Annotated in this window: 21 protein-coding genes; all 21 read right to left on the bottom strand. The window is 32.6% G+C overall.

What is annotated here, in order from left to right; genetic code table 11:
* Positions 1-51: 51 nt before the first annotated feature.
* Positions 52-1,986, bottom strand: coding sequence for a DNA translocase FtsK (locus ACY3JM_RS06185; RefSeq protein ID WP_463111145.1), 1,935 nt, complete (start codon positions 1,984-1,986; stop codon positions 52-54).
* Positions 1,987-1,988: 2 nt separating this feature from the next.
* Positions 1,989-3,632, bottom strand: coding sequence for a ribonuclease J (locus tag ACY3JM_RS06180; RefSeq protein ID WP_463082077.1), 1,644 nt, complete (start codon positions 3,630-3,632; stop codon positions 1,989-1,991).
* On the bottom strand, positions 3,622-4,518 hold the full coding sequence (gene dapA, locus ACY3JM_RS06175) for a 4-hydroxy-tetrahydrodipicolinate synthase (RefSeq protein WP_463111144.1): 897 nt from the start codon (positions 4,516-4,518) through the stop codon (positions 3,622-3,624). The genes ACY3JM_RS06180 and dapA overlap by 11 nt, the downstream gene beginning before the upstream one ends.
* Positions 4,519-4,534: 16 nt before the next feature.
* A complete protein-coding gene (gene dapB / locus ACY3JM_RS06170; protein ID WP_463111143.1) occupies positions 4,535-5,329 on the bottom strand; it encodes a 4-hydroxy-tetrahydrodipicolinate reductase in 795 nt (264 codons plus the stop codon).
* A complete protein-coding gene (locus ACY3JM_RS06165; RefSeq protein ID WP_463082080.1) occupies positions 5,326-6,600 on the bottom strand; it encodes a M16 family metallopeptidase in 1,275 nt (424 codons plus the stop codon). Before ACY3JM_RS06165 ends, dapB begins: the two co-directional genes overlap by 4 nt.
* A gap of 14 nt (positions 6,601-6,614) precedes the next feature.
* On the bottom strand, positions 6,615-8,696 hold the full coding sequence (locus tag ACY3JM_RS06160) for a polyribonucleotide nucleotidyltransferase (protein WP_463082081.1): 2,082 nt from the start codon (positions 8,694-8,696) through the stop codon (positions 6,615-6,617).
* 4 nt (positions 8,697-8,700) lie between these two features.
* Positions 8,701-8,970: a 30S ribosomal protein S15 gene (gene rpsO / locus ACY3JM_RS06155; RefSeq protein WP_463082082.1), complete on the bottom strand. Its 270-nt coding sequence runs from the start codon at positions 8,968-8,970 to the stop codon at positions 8,701-8,703.
* Between the two features lie 82 nt (positions 8,971-9,052).
* Positions 9,053-9,565 carry a S16 family serine protease gene (locus ACY3JM_RS06150; RefSeq protein WP_463111142.1) on the bottom strand — a complete coding sequence of 171 codons (513 nt, stop codon included), beginning with the start codon at positions 9,563-9,565 and terminating at the stop codon, positions 9,053-9,055.
* Positions 9,566-9,642: 77 nt separating this feature from the next.
* Positions 9,643-10,086 carry an ATPase gene (locus tag ACY3JM_RS06145; protein ID WP_463082084.1) on the bottom strand — a complete coding sequence of 148 codons (444 nt, stop codon included), beginning with the start codon at positions 10,084-10,086 and terminating at the stop codon, positions 9,643-9,645.
* Between the two features lie 2 nt (positions 10,087-10,088).
* Complete coding sequence (gene coaD, locus ACY3JM_RS06140) at positions 10,089-10,574, bottom strand: pantetheine-phosphate adenylyltransferase (protein WP_463111141.1); 486 nt, start codon at positions 10,572-10,574, stop codon at positions 10,089-10,091.
* The gene (gene rsmD / locus ACY3JM_RS06135; protein ID WP_463082086.1) at positions 10,571-11,143 is read right to left on the bottom strand and encodes a 16S rRNA (guanine(966)-N(2))-methyltransferase RsmD; all 573 of its coding nucleotides are present in this window, start codon (positions 11,141-11,143) and stop codon (positions 10,571-10,573) included. Before rsmD ends, coaD begins: the two co-directional genes overlap by 4 nt.
* On the bottom strand, positions 11,133-13,481 hold the full coding sequence (gene recG / locus ACY3JM_RS06130) for an ATP-dependent DNA helicase RecG (protein ID WP_463111140.1): 2,349 nt from the start codon (positions 13,479-13,481) through the stop codon (positions 11,133-11,135). The genes rsmD and recG overlap by 11 nt, the downstream gene beginning before the upstream one ends.
* A gap of 6 nt (positions 13,482-13,487) precedes the next feature.
* Positions 13,488-15,131, bottom strand: a complete 1,644-nt coding sequence (locus tag ACY3JM_RS06125) for a DAK2 domain-containing protein (protein WP_463082088.1) — start codon at positions 15,129-15,131, stop codon at positions 13,488-13,490.
* Positions 15,128-15,553 carry an Asp23/Gls24 family envelope stress response protein gene (locus tag ACY3JM_RS06120; RefSeq protein ID WP_463082089.1) on the bottom strand — a complete coding sequence of 142 codons (426 nt, stop codon included), beginning with the start codon at positions 15,551-15,553 and terminating at the stop codon, positions 15,128-15,130. Before ACY3JM_RS06120 ends, ACY3JM_RS06125 begins: the two co-directional genes overlap by 4 nt.
* On the bottom strand, positions 15,525-16,406 hold the full coding sequence (locus ACY3JM_RS06115; RefSeq protein ID WP_463082090.1) for an ABC transporter permease: 882 nt from the start codon (positions 16,404-16,406) through the stop codon (positions 15,525-15,527). Before ACY3JM_RS06115 ends, ACY3JM_RS06120 begins: the two co-directional genes overlap by 29 nt.
* Positions 16,407-16,433: 27 nt before the next feature.
* Positions 16,434-17,363 (bottom strand): ABC transporter permease, encoded by a 930-nt coding sequence (locus tag ACY3JM_RS06110; protein WP_463082091.1) that lies wholly within the window; start codon positions 17,361-17,363, stop codon positions 16,434-16,436.
* Between the two features lie 64 nt (positions 17,364-17,427).
* Entirely contained in the window at positions 17,428-18,993 is a 1,566-nt protein-coding gene (locus ACY3JM_RS06105; protein WP_463082092.1) for an ABC transporter substrate-binding protein, read from the bottom strand.
* Between the two features lie 25 nt (positions 18,994-19,018).
* The gene (gene secG / locus ACY3JM_RS06100) at positions 19,019-19,240 is read right to left on the bottom strand and encodes a preprotein translocase subunit SecG (protein ID WP_463082093.1); all 222 of its coding nucleotides are present in this window, start codon (positions 19,238-19,240) and stop codon (positions 19,019-19,021) included.
* A 16-nt stretch (positions 19,241-19,256) separates the two neighbouring features.
* Positions 19,257-20,006 (bottom strand): triose-phosphate isomerase, encoded by a 750-nt coding sequence (gene tpiA, locus ACY3JM_RS06095; protein WP_463082094.1) that lies wholly within the window; start codon positions 20,004-20,006, stop codon positions 19,257-19,259.
* 33 nt (positions 20,007-20,039) lie between these two features.
* On the bottom strand, positions 20,040-20,396 hold the full coding sequence (locus tag ACY3JM_RS06090) for a roadblock/LC7 domain-containing protein (RefSeq protein WP_463082095.1): 357 nt from the start codon (positions 20,394-20,396) through the stop codon (positions 20,040-20,042).
* Between the two features lie 19 nt (positions 20,397-20,415).
* Entirely contained in the window at positions 20,416-21,606 is a 1,191-nt protein-coding gene (locus tag ACY3JM_RS06085; RefSeq protein ID WP_463111139.1) for a phosphoglycerate kinase, read from the bottom strand.
* Position 21,607 lies beyond the last annotated feature (1 nt).

The following is a 21,607-nucleotide window of genomic DNA, read 5'->3' as shown; positions in this document are numbered from 1 at the left end:
GAAAATTTTCTAAAACAAACAACCCCTTAAAATTCTAAATTCTTAATCTTACTAGATGTCATCACCTCCCCTTAATACTCTTCTTGGTTTCCCCTCTCCTTGTGATGCTACATAACCCTTTTCTTCTAATATATCTAATATTCTTGCTGCCCTATTATAACCTATACTAAATTTTCTTTGAATATAAGATGTAGAAATTACTTTTTTTCCCTTCAAAAGTTCTATAACTTTTGGTAGAAGTGGATCTCCAAATTCCTCAATCTCTTTTCCTTCTGTCTCTTCTTTCTCTTCAAAGGTAATAATATCATAATTTAAATTTCCAAAATTTTCTACGATATATGATACCACATTTTTGATATCTTTGTCTTCCACATAAGGTGCTTGGAGCCTTATAGGATGACTGCTTGTTATTGGATGAAATAGCATATCTCCCCTTCCTATAAGTTTTTCAGCACCTGCATCATCCAATATTATTCTTGAATCTATTTGTGATGATACCGCAAAAGCAATACGAGAAGGAATGTTAGCCTTTATAAGGCCTGTTATTACATCTGTAGAGGGTCTCTGAGTAGCAACCACTAAATGCATACCAGCAGCTCTTGCTTTTTGAGCTATTCTACATATTAAATCCTCAATTTCCTTTGGAGCTATCATCATAAGATCATTCAATTCATCTATAATGATTACTATATAGGGTAAATTTTCTTCTATTTGAGAAAGATTTTTATATTCATCTATGTTTCTTACTTCCAATTTTTCAAATACCTCGTATCTCCTTTCCATCTCTGAAACTGCCCATCTTAACGCATAAACAGCTTTTTTAGGTTCAACCACAACTTTGTGTCTCATATATTTACCTAATAGTTTATTATACATTGATAATTCTACTCTTTTTGGATCTATAAGAATGAGACTCAAATTTTCAGGGGAATTTTTGTATAAAAGACTTAAAATTAAAGAATTAATAAACATACTCTTACCAGAACCTGTAGTACCAGCAATCAAAAGATGGAGCATTTCTGCAAGGTTACCAACTTTTATATTTCCAATCAAATCCTTTCCAAGAGCTATAGTTAATGGATGAACAGATTTTTTAAAAACATCACTCTCTAAGATTTCCCTCAAATATACTTTAACTGGCTTGCTTCTTGGAATTTCAATTCCTATAACTGATTCACCGGGAACTGGAGCCTCAAATCTTACACTTGGTACTGCAAGAGCTAAAGCTAAATCATTAGAAAGACTCAAAATTCTACTTACTCTAACTCCAGGAGGTATAGATATATTATATCTCACAACAGAAGGTCCAATATTCCAGTCTTTAACCTTAGCTTCTATTTTAAAGCTTTTAAGAGTTTCCTCCAAACTACGAGCCATTTTTTCATAGTTTTCCTCATCATTTTTTTGAGCAGAATAGGAAAGAATATTTAGAGGGATAGAAAATTCTTTAGTAACAGGTTTTTGAGAAGTATTTATAAATTTGGCTTGCTCTCTATTTTGTATCCTATCAATCTTTCCTTCTTTCTTTCTTTTTACTACTTTTTCTTCCTTTGAAAGAGTCTTTTTTTTATTAAAAATTTCAAAGGATGGATAAAAGAGAAATCCTAAAAAAGTAAAAAACAAAGTTAATAGTATGTATCCACCTATTCCCACATATTGATATATGTTAAAAGATAATCTTCCAATAAATTTACCATGATCTTGAAGATTAAAAATATGTATCAAGATCGAAATTAGAAGCAATAAAGATAAAAAATAAAACAATAAAGCCTTTAAAATATTTGGTTGATAGTCCTTTTTAATGAGCAGAAATGAAATACTTGTTAGATAAAGAAACAAAGGAATTAGGTATATACCAAAAACACAAGTTAAAAAGTCTATTATAGTTTTCCCTAAACGACCGCTTGCATCAGGAAATAACCAAGCCATAAAGATAAATATAACAATAGAGAAGACAATTATTCCTATAAGCCTATGTTTCTCCATAACTATATTTCCCATACTAAAGGAATTATTACAGGCTTTCTTCTTATTTCTTCATTAAAAAAGTTTTCCAGATAGGTCTTTACTAATACTTCCTTACTTACATTACCATTTTTAATTTTCTTCTTAAATAATTCTCTAACGACCTCTTTAGCTTCTTCTATTAATTCTTCAGATTCCTTCATAAATATGAAACCCTTAGATATTATCTCAGGTCCTTCAAGAATTAACCCAGTAGCACTATCTAATAAAACACCTATTACTAATACTCCATCTTCTGCTAATGCTCTTCTTTCTCTAAGAACAATATTTCCAACATCTCCCACACTTAACCCATCCACATAAACATTAGAAAGTTCTATATGATCAACTATTTTAGCTGTTTGTTGATCTAATTCTAAAACATCACCATCTTCCATCAGAATTATTCTATCTTCAGAGAAACCTAAATCTTTACCTAACTTTTTAAGTAATACTAAATGCCTATATTCTCCATGATAGGGTATAAGATATTTAGGTTTTAGAATATTTATTAAAAGCTTTATCTCTTCCTGAGCAGCATGACCTGATACATGTACTCCTGCATCTTTTCCATATATTACCTCAATCCCTTTTCTAAAAAGCTGATCTACCAATCTATACACAATTACTTCGTTTCCTGGTATAGGCTTTGTAGCAAGAATAACAGTATCTCCAGGTTGCAAAGAAAGTTGTTTATAGGAATGATTAGTAAGAAGTGATAATGCAGAATAAGTTTCTCCTTGACTTCCAGTGGAAAGTACCAACACCTTTTCAGGAGGAAGATTATTTACCTCTCTAATATTCATAATAAGATTATCTGGTATATCTAAGTATCCTAATTTCTTCCCTACTTCTATATTGTTTATTAAGCTTTTACCAGCAATAGCTACTTTTCTACCAAATTTATGAGCCATATTTATAGCTTGTTGTATTCTATGAAAGTTAGAAGCAAAAGTAACAAGAAAAATCCTACTTTTCGTAGATGCAAATATATTTTCAAAAGTGCTTTTAACAAGACTTTCAGAAGGAGTTGTACCCGGTTGTTCAATATTTGTAGTATCACAAAAAAGGGCAAGAACACCTCTTCCGGCAAGTTCAGCCATCTTTTTAAAATCAGGAGTTATACCATCTATGGGATTCTGATCAAGTTTAAAATCTCCACTTATAACTACTAATCCTACTGGTGTATTAATAGCAAGTCCAACAGTATCTGGTATACTATGGGTTTGCCTGAAAGTTTCAATTATAAAGGGTGATATTTCTATAGACTCTCCAGGTACAATCCTCTTCAGGGTTGCCTTATACCCAAATTCTTCCAGTTTTCTCTCTATAAGTCCCAGGGTCAAAGAAGTTCCGTAAATAGGCACATTTATATCTTTTAAAATATATGGTAAAGCTCCTACGTGATCTTCATGTCCATGAGTTACAAAAATAGCTTTAACTTTCTCTTTATTAGAGACCAAATATGAGATATCTGGTATTATGAAATCAATACCTAACATGTCACCATCAGGAAACATTAACCCTGCATCTACAACCAAAATACTATCCTGGTATTGGATAGCCAACATATTTTTCCCAATTTCTCCAAATCCTCCAAGAGGTATAATCTTCAACTTATCCTTCATTTACTTCAAATCCATACTCTTTCAATACTCTTATAAGATCAGCTCTACTTTTCGCATCTATAGGGTTTAGTGGAAGTCTACATTTACCTACATTATACCCTAATAAATTTAATGCCTCTTTCAAAGGTATAGGATTGGTGGTTACAAAAAGTACCCTAAATATAGGTAAAAGTTTCAGATGTAATTCAGATGCTCTATTTACATCACCTTTAAAATAGCTATTTATCATTTCTTTTATTTCTTTTCCTACAATATGGGATGCTACACTTATCACCCCATCTCCCCCCACACTTAAAAGAGGTAAAGTCATAGAGTCATCTCCACTATATAGTAAGAAGGGGTGTGGTAGAATTCTTCTTATAGTAGAAATTTGATTCATATCACCGCTTGCTTCCTTAACACCCACAATATTAGAGTAATCATTGGCTAATCTTTTTAATGTTTCAGGAAGAACATTAACTGCTGTTCTGGATGGGATATTATAAACAATGATTGGTAGTGATGTTTCAGATGCTATTTTTGCAAAATGTAAATACAATCCATCTTGAGGTGGTCTATTATAATATGGTGCAGTAGCTAAAATACCATCTACCCCAATTTTTTCTGCTTCCTTTGTAAGTTCTATCGATTCTTTTGTACAATAAGTAGTTGTTCCTGCAATTACTTTAGCTTTGTTTCCTACTCTTTCTTTTATTCGTGCAAAAAGTTCTAATTTTTCCTTCTTAGACAATGTTGGAGCTTCGCCTGTAGTACCAGATACAAGAATGCTATCACTGCCATCCTCTAAAAGCTTATCTACTATTCTATCTACTTCTTTCCAGTTTATTTCATCATCGTTACCGAAAGGTGTTATCATAGCAGTAATTAATGAACCAAAATGAATCATAAGCTTTACCTCCCCTCTATTCTAAAAAGCTTTCTAATCCATAAAAGAAACCATCTCTTTTTACAATCTCTCTTAAAGCCATAAGGACACCAGGAATATAACACTCTCTACTCAAAGCATCATGCCTGATAGAAAGGGTTTGCCCTATACCTCCAAATATAATTTCCTGATGAGCTACAAGTCCAGGAAGTCTTATACTATGAATATTTATACTTTCTACTTTCCCCCCTCTCGATCCAGGGAGTTTTTCAATCTTTGTAGCATCTTTATGAGTTAGATTATATTTTTTCATCTCTTGAGAAAGAAGTTCGGCAGTTAATAAAGCTGTTCCTGAAGGAGCATCTATCTTCTCATTATGATGCAATTCTATAATTTCTACATCAGGAAAATACTTTACTATTTGTTTTGCAATCTGCATCATAAGAACTGCACCGAGAGCAAAATTAGGTGCAATCAATATCGAAGTCTTATTTCCTTTAGCTAAATTCTTTATCTCTTCTATACTTTCTTTAGGAAGTCCTGTTGTTCCCACAACCATTCTTTTACCTTTCAACAAAACCTTCTTTATGTTATCATAAGCTGCTTCTGCTGTTGTGAAATCTACTCCTACATCAAAATCATCCTTTACTTCATCAATTGATCCTAACACATCTAAAGAAATTTTATCAGTACCTATAATTTTTCCATAGTTTTCCCCAGTAAATTTAGGATCTATTGCACCTACAAGTAACATATCATCTGCATCAACTATTGCCTTTCCAATAACTTTTCCCATCTTACCACAAGCGCCAAATAGAACCACTTTTATCATAATACTCTCTCCCCTTTTAAAAAATTTTTTATTTGAGAATCTAAAGTACCTATTACTGCTAAAGAGAAAGGCTTGTTAAAGATATCCATTATAGTATCATTAACATCATCTATTTTTATCTTTCTTATCTTTTTAATCTTTTCAATCCAAGGAAAAACTCCTCCATATACTAGATAAGAGTCTATTAAATAAAAAAGTCTCTGCGTTGGACTTTCGATAGCCATAAGTATATTATTTATGATTTGTTTCTTTGCAAGATCTAATTCCTCTCTCTTTATTCCATATTTTAAAAGTTTTTTCTTTTCTTCTGATAGAGTTTTAAAGGTTTCTAAAAATGAATTAGGAGAAGTAGCCGTATATATACCGAAAAGAGATGCATCCCTAAAGGTAATAAGTTGGGTCTCAATATTATAAACTAAACCGCGTTTATCTCTTAATTCTCTAAATAATCTTGAACTTATTCCACCCCCTAATGATACAGAAAGGAGAGACAAAGCTTCTCTTTTTTCATGACCAGGTGGGTATCCTTCAGTTCCCCATATCAATTGAATTTGCTCAAAATTTCTTCTTAGAAAAATATTTTTAGGTTTAAAAACAGGTGGTTTAGAAGAGATTTTTTTATTTACATTGTTGATATTTGACTCATTAAAAATAAAAAAGTTTCTGAAAGTTTCTTCAACTCTCTTTGTAGGGATATTACCACTTATGCCAATAATGAACTTATTTGGTACATAATGTTTTTTATAAAAAGAGACAATAAGATCTTTATTATAACTTGACACTTTTTTTTCAGTCCCAAGAATTTCTTTTACCAGTGGATGACCATCCCAAGATGCCTTCAGAAAATTGTCAAAGACTAATTCTTCAGGTGAATCTCTATACATTTTTATCTCTTCTTTAACTACCATTTTTTCTAACTCTATTTCTTCCTCAGTAAAATCAGGTTTTAATATAATATCACTGAGAAGTTTAACTCCTCTTGTAAAATGATATCCTAAAATCTTTAACGTGAAATAGGTAGTTTCCCTTGTGGTGAAGGCGTCCAACTCTCCGCCTAAGCGATCTATTTCTTCGTGAATGTCATCAATTTTCCGGGCAGAATTGTTTTTGAAGAGTAAATGTTCTACGAAATGAGCTAAGCCATGCTCTTTTTTATCTTCATCACGGGTTCCTACCTTTACTGCTACTACAACATTCACGGTTTTTCTGCCTGGATTAAAATCATGAATTATCTTTAGACCATTTTCAAACTCTATTTCAGTAACTTGCATCCTTTTAACATGAGTTATAGATCTTTTCTGCTCAGACTGATTCTACCCATTGGATCAATAGAATCAACCTTAATCAATATCTCATCTCCTAAATTAATCTCTTCTCTTACCTCACTTTTACCGCTTTTTGTAGTTTTAAACTTTGATATATGAAGAAGTCCTATTTTTCCAGGTAATATTTCTACAAATACTCCATAATCTGTAACTCTTACAACTTTGCCTAAGAACACATCTCCTTCTTTTATCTCTCTAGTATAATTTTGTACCATTTTAGCTGCTTTTTCTGCTGATTCCTGATTGGGAGCTGAAATGTAGACTAATCCTTCAGGTTTTATATTTATAGTAGTATTTGTCTCTTCTATGATCTTCTTTATATTCTTACCACTCGGCCCAATAAGATCTCCAATTTTATTAGGATTGATCTCTAATACCATGATACGAGGAGCATAAGGTGATATTTGAGGTCTTGGTTCAGGAATAGTTTTTTCCATTATTTCAATAATTTTGGTTCTTGCTTCTTTAGCTTGCCTCAAGGTTTTCTCGATAATATCAAAAGTAAGACCATCTACCTTTATATCAAGTTGTACTGCTGTTATACCATTACGTGTACCAGCTATTTTGAAATCCATACCACCTAAAGCATCCTCAAGACCTTGAATATCAGTCAATATTTCATACCTATCACCATCTTTTATTAATCCCATAGCCACACCAGCCACATGTGTTTTTATAGAAACTCCAGCATCCATTAAAGATAAACTACTACCACAAACACTAGCCATAGAAGTTGAACCATTAGAACTTAAGACTTCTGATACAACCCTAATAGTATATGGAAATTCTTCCTCCTTGGGTATAAGTGGGAGTAAAGCTCTCTCAGCAAGAGCACCATGCCCAATTTCCCTTCTCTTTGGCCCTCTTAAGGGTTTTGCTTCTCCTACTGAGAAGGGTGGAAAATTATAATGATGAATATATCTTTTAGGCTCATTCTCTATTACACTTTCAATTATCTGTTCTTCTCCTGCACCTAAGGTTACTACAGAAAGAACTTGCGTTTCCCCTCTCTGGAACAAGGCTGATCCATGGACTCTACTAAGTACTCCTACTTCACAACTTATTGGTCTTAACTCATCAAGTTCTCTTCCATCAACTCTTCTCTTTTCCTCCAATATAACTTTCTTTAATATTGCTTTTGCTTCTTCATTTATAATTTCATCTATTTGTGCTTTTACTTCTCCATAGATAGGTTTCAAATAATCAAGAGCTTTTTTCTTTAGATCCTCTAAGGATTTCTGTCTTTCCGATTTACTGGGTGTAAATATCGCATCTTTGATTTTATCTAAGGTTACGAAATCAAGAACTGCTTGCTTTAGTCTTTCATCGACTACAAATGGATTATAAGAAAAGGGATTAGGATTTACTGTAGAGATAATTTCTTCTTGAAAGCTTATAGAATCTTGTAATGCTTCATGAGCTTTAACTATAGCTTCTAAGAAAATCTCTTCAGGTACTTCCTTGCCACCTCCTTCTATCATAAGAACAGCATCTTTAGTGCCAGCCACAACTAAATCTAAAAGCAAATCCTTTGATAAAGAAATAGATGGATTTATATACCAATTATTACCATCCCAACCAATTCTAACCGCTCCTACTGGACCCTTAAATGGAAGTCCTGAGAGTATTATTGCGGAAGAAGCACCAATGATTGATGGTATATCTGTAGAATTTTCGTTATCATAAGAAAGTACAGTTACTATAACTTGTACTTCATTTCTAAAATCTTTAGCAAATAAGGGTCTTAAAGGACGATCTATCAAACGAGCAAAAAGAATTTCCGGCTCTGTAGGCTTACCTTCCCTCTTGAAAAAACCTCCTGGAATTTTGCCTGCAGCATATAATCTTTCTACATACTCAACTGTTAGTGGAAAGAAATCAACATCTTCTTTACTTTCTTCTGAAGCTACAACAGTAACTAAAACAGTGGTTTCTCCATATTGTACAAGAACTGCTCCTGTCGCTTGCCAAGCAACCTTACCAACTTCTATTTTTAAAGGTTTTCCTGCATATTCTTTAGTAAATGTATAAACTTGCCGCATAACCTTACTTTCTCAAACCTAATTCTTGTATTAGTTTCTTATATCTTTCAAAATCTTTCTCTTGAAGATATTTTAATAATTTTCTTCTTCTTCCTATCATCTTTAAAAGACCAACACGAGAATGGTAATCCTTTTTATGAACCTTCAAATGTTCAGTAAGCCTCTTTATCCTTTCAGTAAGCAAAGCAATTTGTACCTCTGGTGAACCAGAATCATTCTCATTCAATCTAAATTTTTCAATAATTTTTCTTTTTTCTTCTTTTGTTAAAGCCATTTTTTACCTCCTTTTTTATTTCAAAAAATCGCCTATAGCAATGGTAACCCATCACTATAGGTTAGTTATATTTTAACATAAATTATTCAGTTATGCCAACCTTAGGTAATACAAACATCAATAAGTTTCTTTTTGCATCATCATAATCCTTAGGATATATATACAAAATTCCATCATAACCTCTATCTTTTCTTTGAGAAAAAGGTAAAAACATAACATTGATTCCGTTTCTCTTAGCTACCTTTAATTTTAAATCTAACCCAAGTACAGGATTGATCTCTCCATTATTAGAAATCTCTCCTGTTCCTGAAATCTTTAGGTTTTTTGGAAAACTCAATTTTTTCTCAAAACTCCAGAAAGCAAGATTTAAAATAATATCAGAAGATTTTCCATATATGTATATATCTTTTCTTGTTTTATATCCATGAAAGCTTTTCATTTTCACATTGGTTAGATTGTCCTTTAAATACAAATGACCCTTTAAAAAGAGAAAGATAAAATTATAAAAATGAGGTTTTTCTTCCTTTAAGAGTATTACATAAAAATTATCAGGAAAATGTTGAGGCAGATTTTCTAAAATCTCTTTTATATTCATACAAAAACCATCATAAAAGTAAACGTAAAATTGGGATACTATTTCTAAGATAAAAACTATAAATAAGAGTAGTATAATTATAGTTCTGATTTGCACTTTCTTATTAACTCTATTTCTCTTTCCAGTAAATTTTCAACCTTATTCAAAAGATTATTAATATAACCTTCCATCTCCTTTTTAATTTCAGTTGCCTCTTTCTTAGCATTATTTATAATTTTCTCAGCTTCTTTTTGAGCTTCTATGGTAATATTATTGCTACTGACAAGAAGCTTAGCCTTTTCCTTTGCGTTTCTTATAATATCTTCTGCATCCTCATAAGCTCTTTTGAGAATTTTATCCCTTTCTTCTACTATTTTTTTGGCTTCTGAAAATTCGGCAGGTATACTTTTCTCAAGATCACTAATAAGTTCTAAAAGCTTCTCTTTATCAAGAATAACTTTATCCCAGACAGGAACAGTAGGTGAATTTTCTAAGATACTTTTAAGTTTTTCTAAGTTTTCCAATAATTTATCAATATCCATACTTATCTTTTTACATTAAATTTTTCACAAAGTTTTTTAGCCACACATTCTGGAACCAAATCCTCCACACACCCACCAAATTTGGCTATTTCTTTTACCATACTTGAACTTAAAAAAGTATATTTAATATCACTAATTAAAAATACCGTCTCACATTCAGGATAAAGTTTTTTGTTGGTCAATGCTTGTTGAAATTCATATTCAAAATCTGAAACAGCCCTCAACCCTCTTATTATTATCCTCACATCTATTTTTTTAATATAATCCACTAACAAACCTTTAAAAGAGTCTACTTTAACATTAGGAATATGTTGTAGACTTTCTCTCAGCATGCTTAATCTTTCTTCTAAAGTAAAAAGAGGTATCTTAGATATATTTTCAGCCACTAAAACAATAACCTCATCATATATCTTAGCCCCTCTCTGTATTATATCTATATGACCATTGGTAACAGGATCGAAACTTCCTGGATATACTGCTCTAATCATGTATTTACTCCTTTACAACCGTAAAAGGATAATACTGTTTCTCCATAATTTTTATTAAAAATTAATACCAAACTACTATATTCTTTTAAAAGTTCTGTTTTTTTGTGATGTTCTATTATTAACATGCCATCCTTTTTAAGCCATTTATTATCTCCTATGTATTTTACCACATCTTTCATCTTTTCTCCTAATTCGTAAGGTGGATCTGCAAAAATAATATCAAAAGTTTCATGAGGATTTTTTCTAAGAAATGTAAAAACATCATCAAGATGAACTTCTGTCCTATTCTCTAATCCGAATTTTTTTAAATTTTCTCTCATTAATCTTACAGCAGGTAGATGTTTTTCAACAAATACTACTTTTTTCGCCCCATAACTTAAGGCTTCTATTCCCACAATTCCCGATCCAGCAAATAAATCCAAAAAGCTACAATCTTTTATTTTTTCATCTAAAATATTAAAAATAGAACTCCTCACTTGTTCCATTGTAATTCTATAATTCCCCTTTTTAAGAGTCTTTATGGTCTGACCCTTCAAATATCCACCAGAAATTCTTACTTCAGAGGACAATTCCCTTCTCCTTATAAGGAATATTCACTGAAAGATGTTTTTCAAGAATTAGTTTTTCATTATCTTTCACTTCGATTTCATTTTTTATAACAGAAATAGCCTCTTCTCTTGCTATTTCTAAAAGTCTCATATTTTGAGATAAATCTGATAGATTCACATTTAAAATTTTCATTGAAGGTGCTCCATGTTGTCTTACTCCAAAAAATTCACCAGGACCCCTAATATTAAGATCCTCACTTGCTATCTTAAAACCATCATTTGTCTCTACCATTACTTTTAATCTTCTTTTGGCCTCTTCAGTATTAGTATTAGCTATTAAAAAACAATAAGACTGCACTGATCCTCTACCAACCCTACCTCGCAATTGGTGGAGTTGGGCAAGACCAAACCTATGAGCATCTTCGATAACCATTATAGAAGCATTTGGTACATCTACACCCACCTCTATCACTGTTGTTGCTACCAACATTTTTATTTCTCCTTTTCTGAATTTTTCCATTATCATATTTCTTTCATCCCTAGGAACTAAACCATGGATAAGTCCCATAGGAATATGAGAGTAATACTTTTGAAGCTCTTCAAATAACTTTTTTGCAGATTCCACCTCTAATTTTTCCGATTCCTCTATCAAAGGACATACAACAAATGCCTGTTTACCCTGCATTATTTCCTTAGCTACAAAATCATAGATCTTTTTTCTATCTCTCTTAGAAACAAGATATGTTATTACAGGTTTCCTACCAGGAGGTAATTCATCAATTACTGAAACGTCAAGCTCTCCGTATAAAACAATAGCTAAAGTTCTCGGAATAGGAGTTGCGGTCATAACTAAAAGATGAGGATTTTCTCCTTTTTTCCAAAGTATAGATCTTTGAGTTACTCCAAATCTATGTTGTTCATCTATAATTACTAATCCCAATTTACTAAATTTAACATCCTCCTCAATTAATGCGTGAGTACCTACAACTACAAATAATCGACCTTCAGCAAGATCGGTATAAATTCTATTTTTTTCCTTTTTAGATACACTACTTGTAAGAAGACCAACTCTAATTTCTAAAGGTTCAAGATATTCCCTCAATCTATTGTAATGTTGCTCTGCCAAAATTTCTGTAGGAACCATAAAAGCAGACTGATATCCGTTTTCATAGGCACATATTATAGAAAGGACTGCTATAATAGTTTTTCCAGAACCCACATCTCCTTGTAACAATCTATGCATTGGTCTTCCAGATGAAAGATCATTTTTAATCTCCTCCCAAACTCTTTTTTGTGCATTTGTAAGTTCAAAGGGTAATTTAGAGATAAATTTCTCAACTAAAGTGTTTTCCGTTTTAAAGATAGGAGCCTTAAGTTGTTCTATCTCTTGCTTTTTCCTAATTAATAATAACTGCATAAAGAAAAGTTCTTCAAAAAGAAGCCTTTTTGTAGCACTTCCCAAGGTAAGAAAGGAAGTTGGAAAATGTTTTTCCCAAACACTTACTGGCTTATCTAAAAGATTATATTTCTGTTTTAAACTTTGAGGTATAGGATCTTCTATAAACATTGTATATTCTGTTAAAGCGTCATAAATTATTTTTCTAATTACTTTTTGAGAAAGTCCAGCAGTTGATGAATATATGGGAACAATTCTTCCCACATGAATCAATTCTTTTTCTTCTTCTTCCAATATCTCATATTCCGGATTTTCAAATTCCCAATGACCCAAAACCCTTTCTGGTATTCCAGATAAAAGAACTTGAGTCCCAGGTGGTAAAACTTGTTTAATATATTTTTGATTATACCAGACAGCAAAAGCTACTCCTGAGTTATCTACCACTCTTGCCTTTACAATAGGGATTTTCTTATATAGTGTTTTTCCTTCCTCATATTCGATTATTTTAACTTTAACAGTAACCTTTTCGTTCTGTTTTAATTCTGAAATCTTTTTTAACTTAGATCTATCATCATAGTCTCTGGGATAATAAGTTATAAGATCATGAAGAGTTTTAATTTCAAGTTTCTCAAACAATTTTGCTTTTTTAGGACCAATACCTTTTATATATTGTATCGATCTATTCCAAAAATCTTCAGATGAGTAGAATACTATAGCTTTATCAATTATTTCATATACTTTATCCACCACTATCTTTCTTTCATCCAAAGGTTTTATATCATAATATTTCACTAAATCTAATACCTTTTGAGTCCAGAAACCATTCCAGATAGGAAATTGATTAATAGCCACACTTACAGTCTTCTCTAAGCCATATTTAATAGCTTTATTTGAATATCCTGAAGAAATTTCTTTTTCAAGGACCGATTTTAGTCCTTTAATAATCTTCACTTTTTCTTGCATTACCAACTATTCAACACCTAAATAATAAAAATAATAGGGTTGACCACCATAAAGGAGTTCAATTGATAATGAAGGATATTGGTTATTTAATTTATTAACTAATTTCTCTGCTTCTTCCTTAGATACATCTTTTCCATAAAAAACAGAAATAACCTCTGAGTCTCCATCAACAAGAAGCGAAAGAAGATCTAAACATACAGTCTCTATATTTTTACCAGCTACTTTTACCTCATCATTCGTTAATCCAATAATATCTCCTTCTTCAATCTTTAATCCATTATAAGATGAATCTTTTACAGCCCTTGTTATTTCTCCAATTTTAATTTTTTCAATACTTTTTTCCATTTTCTCTTTTAGAATTTCCCATGTATCTCTTGGGTTATATTCATAAAGAGCTCTTATTCCTTCTAAAACGTGCTTTGTGAGAATAATTACAACTCTTTCTTTATGTATATTTTCCAGCTGTTTTGCTGCTAATATAACATTTTTATTATTTGGTAAAACAAATACTTTTTTGGCTCTTACTTTTTCTACTGCATTTGAAAGTACTTCTACGCTAGGATTTAAAGTCTGACCTCCATTTACAATAATATCTACTCCTAATCCTTTAAATATTTCATTAATCCCTTCGCCCCAAGAAACTGCAACAAATCCTATCTCTTTTAATGGAGTTATACTATCTCTATTTATCTCTTCTTTTAATCTTTCTTCATGTTGTTCTGCCATATTGTCGATCTTTATTCTCGAAAGCGAACCTAATTCCAAGGCTTTTTCTAAAACAAGACCAGGATGATTAGTATGAATATGAATCTTCAAAAGTCCAGGAGCCTCAGAAGTAACAATACTATCACCTTGACTCTCTAACCATTTCTTGAAACCACTGAAATCTGTATTTTCAGAAGAATTTATTATAAATTCTGTACAATATTGATAAGTAATTACATAACTTTCAAGAACCTCTTTTTCCGGTCTTTCCTTTACTTCTATCTTTTCCTCTTTCTCCTTCATCGGTTTTTCTATGAAAATTTCTATCCCCCTAAGAACCTCATAGAATCCTGTCCATATCCATACAAGTCCCTGTCCTCCAGCATCTACAACTTTTGCTTCCTTCAAAATAGGAAGAAGATTAGGAGTGTTTGCTAAAGATTCTTTAGCTTTATTTAACATTCTTTCCATAATTAATGTAATGTCATTCGTTTCTCTTGAAGCAATTACCCCTTCTTTTACCCCTTCTCTTAATACTGTCAATATAGTTCCTTCTGTTGGTTTTATTACTGCTCTATATGCGACTCTTGTGGCATTTTGCCAACTTTTAATCCATACTTTTGCATCAATATACTCATTTTCTCTCATTACCTCACAGAAGCCTCTTATTATTTGTGAAAGAATAACCCCAGAATTCCCACGAGCTCCCATTAATGAACCTTTTATTGCAGCTTCTGCTATTGTCCTTATAGTTTTATTTTTAACTTTTCTAATTTCATCTAAAGTAGATTGAAGAGTATATAACATATTTGTACCTGTATCACCATCGGGTACTGGAAAAACATTAAGTAAATCTATCTCTTCTCTATGTTTCTTTAATTCGTAAGTTGCGTATTCAAAAAGCTTTATCAAAAGATCTGAATCAATATTTTCTACTCTCATCATATCTCTTCCCAAGGAAATGGCTCCTTTTCTTCTTGAAGTCTTATTCCCCACACATTAACATTTATTTCTTTAACTGATAAACCAGTTACCTTTTCAAGATTCCATTTAACTCTTTCCATAATATTATGGGCAACCTCAGGAATCCTGACACCATATGCTACAATAATATAAAGATTTATTTTTATTCCATTCTCATCAATCTCAACATCGACACCCCTATTAACCTCTTCCAATCTTAATAATTCAGAAATTCCATCTGCTATATTTCTTGCAGCCATACCTACTACACCATAACTTTGTATAGTTGCCATACTTGCAATAGAAGCTATGGCATTTGGTGAAACTTCGATCCACCCTATTTCTGTATAATATTTTTGCTTATTTTTTTCTTTTTTAGATATAAAGTCTTGGATCCAACGCATCTCTCAAACCATCCCCTAATAGATTAAATCCAAAAACTACTATCATTATGACAACACCGGGAGCTATAGGATACCACCAACAACTCCTTAGATATGCAAGTCCTGCTTGTACCATAGAACCCCAGCTCGGAGTTGGAGCTTGTACACCAAGACCCAAAAAAGACAAACCAGCCTCTAACATAATCATTCCACCCATCCCTAAGGTAGCTTCTATTATAAGTGGAGAAAGTGCGTTAGGCAATATGTGTCTAAACAATATTCTCCAAGTAGAAGCACCAATAGCTATAGCACCGGCTATAAAATCCCTCTCCCTTAAACTCAAAACTTGCCCCCTAATTATACGGGAAACACCAGCCCAACCAATTAATGCTACTGCTAAATAAAGATTTTGTATTCCAGGTCCTAAGGTTGATACTACTGCAATAACAAATAATAAAAATGGAAAAGCAAAAAGAATTTCCACTATTCTCATTATAAGATCATCAACCCAACCCCCATAAAAGCCTGCAATAAGTCCTAATACTGTGCCTATAGATATGGATATTAACTGAGCAAAAAATGCAAACTGTAATGATACACGTGTACCATATATAATCCGGCTGAATATATCTCTTCCAAATTCGTCTGTCCCTAAGAGATGTCTCCAGCTTGGAGGTTGAAGAGCTCTCGATAAATCCACTTCATTCCATGGGTATGGAGCAATATAAGGAGCCAAAACAGCTACAATTACAAAAAAAATAACTATTCCAAGCCCTAAAAGAGCTAATTTATTCTTTGCAAGCCTTTTCCAAGCAATTCTCCATAAGCTTCTTGGCTTTCTACTTTGCAACAAATTTTCTGTTTTCATTGTCATAATACTTTTTACCCCCAATAAATATCATTACTCATATCTAATTCTTGGATCTATAAGTGCATAGGAAAGATCAACTACAAGGTTAGCAAGAATGTATATAAAAGCTATGACAATAACACCACCCTGCAAAACTGGTAAATCCCTATCAAAAATTGATTGAACAACTAATCTTCCTATTCCAGGCCAAGCAAAAATTGTCTCTGTTAAAACTGCTCCTGTAAGGAGATCGCCAACCACCATTCCTGCATACGTAACAACAGGAATAAGGGCATTTCTTAATGCATGTTTAAAAATTATCTTTCTTTCAGAAACTCCCTTTGCTCTTGCAGTTAATATATATTCCTGTCTAATTACTTCTAACATGGAAGATCTAGAAAGACGAGCAAAGTAAGCCGCGGGTCTTGTTCCAAGAGTTATTGCAGGAAGAATAACAGCCTTCAATCCATATTCTGTTACATATCCTCCTAAAGGCAACCATCCTAAGTTAAAACCAAATATTAATAGAAGAATTATTCCCACCCAATAAACTGGAGCTGAAACTCCCAAGAGAGCAATAACCATTGCAGAATAATCAAAAATAGAATATTGTTTTACAGCAGAAATAATACCAGCAGTGACTCCTATTAAAATTGCTATAAGAAAGGCAAAAAGAGCAAGAATTGCAGTTGCTTGTAATCTTTCTCCAATAGATACTATAACAGGAATATTTGTTTTAAACGATCGACCAAAATCAAACCTTACAATTCTTCCCAAAAAAAGTAAATATTGAATAGGCAGAGGCTTATCAAGCCCCCATGTGGAACGTATTCTAGCTAATGTCTCAGTATCAGCTCTTTGCCCTGCAATTAATCGTGCTGGATCGCCAGGTGCAATAAAAAACAAAATAAAAGTAATAAGTGTAACTCCTATAAAAACTGGTATTGCTTGTAGAAGTCTTCTTATTATGTATCTTAGCACTTCTTTCCTCCTTTCTTGAAAAAAGAGGAAGAGGAGCAGAACCCTCTTCCTCTTTAAATTCTACTTATTTCTTATCCATCCACACTACCCTATATCTTACTCCAGAAAGACCTGTTAGAGGATCTAAGTATAATCCATGGACCCATGGTTGATATATTACTTGAGATACATAATAATAAATTGGAACAATTGGACAATCCTCTAATATTATTCTTTCTGCCATGTTATAATATTTTACTCTCACACTCCATAAAGTTTCGATTCTTGCCTTGTTGGTATATTCATCAACCTTATAATTTTTATAAAAACTATGGTTACCTTCAGGCCCAAAATTACTTGAATTGAAAAGAACCCATAAGAAATTGTCAGGATCAATATAATCCGCTACCCATCCAAGTCTATATACAGGAAGCTCACCCTTGTCAAGGAGATCTAAATATACTGCCCAATCATAATTTTGTAATTTTGCATTTATTCCTATCTTTTGAAGATCTGCTTGTATTGCTTCCATAATCCTCTTATGTGAAACGCTTGTATTGTAATAAATCGTTATCTCTGGAAGCCCTTTTCCATTAGGGTATCCAGCCTTTGCAAGTAGTTTTTTGGCTTCTTCTACATTATAACTTAGCTTCTCTTTTGCCCAATTATAATTTTCTTTACTAAAACCTGGCATAGATGGAGGAAGAATAGTATAAGCAACTTGTGCTCTTCCTCTTCTTATAACTTTTACTATACCTTCTTTATTAATAGCTCTTGCAATTGCTTGTCTGAGATATTTATTATCAAGGGGTTTCTTTTGTACATTAAATCCTAAATAATATATACCAATTATTGGTTTTTCTAGAATATATGGTTTATACTTGGGATCATTACTTACCCTATCCCATTCTGGATCAGGTATTCCAGTAATATCAAGCTGTCCTTTTTCAAAATTCATGAAGTCAACATTTTCATCTGGAATTATTACCCACTCTATAGCATCCACATATGGACGCCCACGGAAATAATTGGGGTTAGCCTTTAATCTAATCTTCACATCATGCTTCCACTCATCAAACATAAAAGCCCCAGTACCAATTGGTTTTGTAGCAAAATCTTTTCCAAGTTTTTCAACTTCTTCCTTAGGGACAACCCAAAAACATGAATAAGTCAACGTAGAAAGGAAAGGAGCAAAGGGTCTTTTGAGGGTTATTACTAAAGTATATTTATCTTTTGCTACTACATCTTTGATTGGCTCTGCAAAACTTGCTCTTGGGGATGCTGTCTTTGGATCCATCACTCTCTTTATGGAATACACAAAATCTTCAGCAGTTACATTTCTTCCGTTATGGAAATATACGTTGTTGTTTAAATAGAAAGTGTAAACTGTTCCATCTTTTGATATAGTCCATCTTTTTGCAATTGAACCAACAACTTTTCCATTGGGATCATATTCTACTAATCCATCAAAAATTTGCCTTGCCACCTCATCTGAGGCAGTATCAGTTATCATCGCCGGATCAAGAGTTGGTGGATCATTTACTAAACTTCTCTTAAGAACACCACCATATTGTGGTGTTTGGGCTACAGATAAACCTATCATGGAAAAAATTAAAAAAACTAACAAAAAGAACCAAAAAATTTTCCTCATTTTAGAGCACCTCCCATGTATTTATTTAATGGAGAACAAAAATAAGAACAGATGTTACCATAAACAATAGAGCTAAAACTACAGTCGCTTGTTTTAATCCTTTCTCCATCTTACGCTTGGCCTTATAAAAAGTAGTTTCTCCTCCCCCTATAAAGCCAAGTCCTTCTCCAACTTCTGATTGGAAAAGAATTACTACTATCATTCCCAAAGATACTAAAAAGTGAATTATATACAATAATACTTGCATTTTTATTACACCTCTCCTATGATTTTACAATTTCCCAAAAAGATTGAGGTTTTAAGCTTGCTCCTCCAACGAGGGCTCCATCAATTTCAGACTGGCTTAAAAACTCTACTATGTTTTGAGGATTCACGCTTCCCCCATATTGTATTCTAACTTTATTAGCAATGTCACTATTATATAGGGTTGATATAATATCCCTTATCAATTTTGCAACCTCATTTGCATCTTCTCCTTTTGCAGAATGACCAGTACCAATTGCCCATACTGGTTCGTAAGCAATAACTATCTTTTCAACATTTTCCATTGGAAGTCCTTCTAATCCTTTAGTTACTTGTTCTCTTATTACGTCTTCAGTTTTACCTTTTTCTCTCTCTTCCCATTTTTCACCAACACAAAATATGGGTGTAAGTCCCCAATTAAAAGCAGTTTTTATTTTCTTATTTATATTTTCATTGGTTTCACAAAAATATTGCCTTCTCTCAGAATGACCTATTATAACATATTCACAATTTAAATCCTTCAACATTACCGGAGATATTTCCCCTGTATATGCACCTTCTTTTTCCCAAAACATATTTTGGGCCCCAAGTTTAAATGGTGTATCCTTAAGTAAGTTTTGGGCAACAAACAATGAAGTAAAAGGTGGACAAATAACTACTTCCTTTTCTTCATAATTTCCTGCTAAATTTTTAAATTCAGCAATAAAACTTTCTGTCTCTGTACAAGTTTTGTACATCTTCCAGTTAGCCGCAATAATCTTTTTTCTCAAGATTGTTCCCTCCTAATTCAATATAATTAAAAATTATATTATTCTTGCCAATTGAAATACTCCTTTTTTAATTCCTATTCTAATCTTACCTAAATTAGCACTTTTATTCGATACTACAACGAGAATGGCAGGTTTCCCTTCTACTGGAACTATGAATACTGCTCCATCTTCAAATATAATAACCATTTCTCTTGTACTTCCTTTTGCGAGTTCTGTCCCTATCATTTCTGATGCCCTTAAACTTCCTGATGCAACAGCCGCAAGCGGTTCCGCATTTGAACCATTTCTACCTACACTTTCGATAACTAAACCATCGTCACTAACCAAAACCGTAACTTGCACACCATCTAATCTTGATATTTCTTCAAGTGTCTCTCTTATAGTTGCCAATTTATCCCCCTCTTTTTAATTATTTATCTTGAAGAACTGCCACCCCCGGCAGAACTTTTCCTTCCAAGAACTCTAAAGAGGCTCCACCCCCAGTAGAGATATGAGTAAATTTATCTTCTAAACCAAAGAGTTGTACGGCAGCTGCAGTATCTCCTCCTCCCACAATACTTACACAATTTTTATTTTCTGTGATAGCTTCAGCTACTTTCTTTGTTCCATTTGCAAAAGCAGGTATTTCAAATATTCCCATAGGACCATTCCATATAATTGTCTTTGCTTTCATTATTTCCTCTCTAAATAGTTCTATAGTTTTTGGTCCTATATCTACTCCAATATCATCTTTATCAAACTTATCCACATCTTTAATAGTAGTAGGAGCATCCTCCTTAATCTCTTTAACAACTACAGCATCTACAGGAAGAATAAATTTTACTCCTTTTTCTTTGGCAAGATTCATCAAATCTTTTGCAAGATCAAGTTTATCTTCTTCAACAATAGATTTACCTATCTCATAACCCAATGCCTTAAGGAAAGTGAACATCATTCCTCCACCAATTAACAAAACATCCACTTTATTCACAAGATTTTGGATTACACCAATTTTATCAGAAACCTTTGCTCCACCCAAAATACAAATAAAAGGTCTATCGGGATTCTCTAGGGCTTTACCCATAATTTCAATCTCTTTTTTCATCAACAAACCAGCTACACCAGGAATATAATTAGCAACACCTGCTGTTGATGCATGTGCTCTATGAGCAGTACCAAAGGCATCATTTACATATAAATCAGCAAGTTTTGCTAATTTCTTGGCAAACTCAGGATCATTTGCTTCCTCTTCTTTATAGAATCTAATATTTTCTAAAAGAACCACATCTCCAGGATTCATATTAGCAACTTCTCTTTCTACCTCTTCTCCAATACAATCATTTAATTTCTTAACAGGTTTTCCGAGTAATTCACTTAATCTTTTAGCAACAGGATCTAATCTTAAGTCATCTTGAAAACCTTTTGGTCTACCGAGGTGAGATACAAGAATAACTTTTGCTCCTTTTTCTATTAAGTATTTAATAGTTGGTAAAGCTTCTCTTATTCTTCTATCATCAGTTATAATTCCATTTTTAATAGGTACATTAAAATCAACCCTTACAAATACACGCTTTCCCTTAAGCTCCTCATCCTTCAAATCTAAAATGGTCTTTTTCGGCATA

The sequence above is a fragment of the Dictyoglomus sp. SSW genome (genome assembly GCF_055181335.1).
Note: the sequence above shows the minus strand (reverse complement) of the source record. Positions and strands in the feature narration are given on the sequence as shown.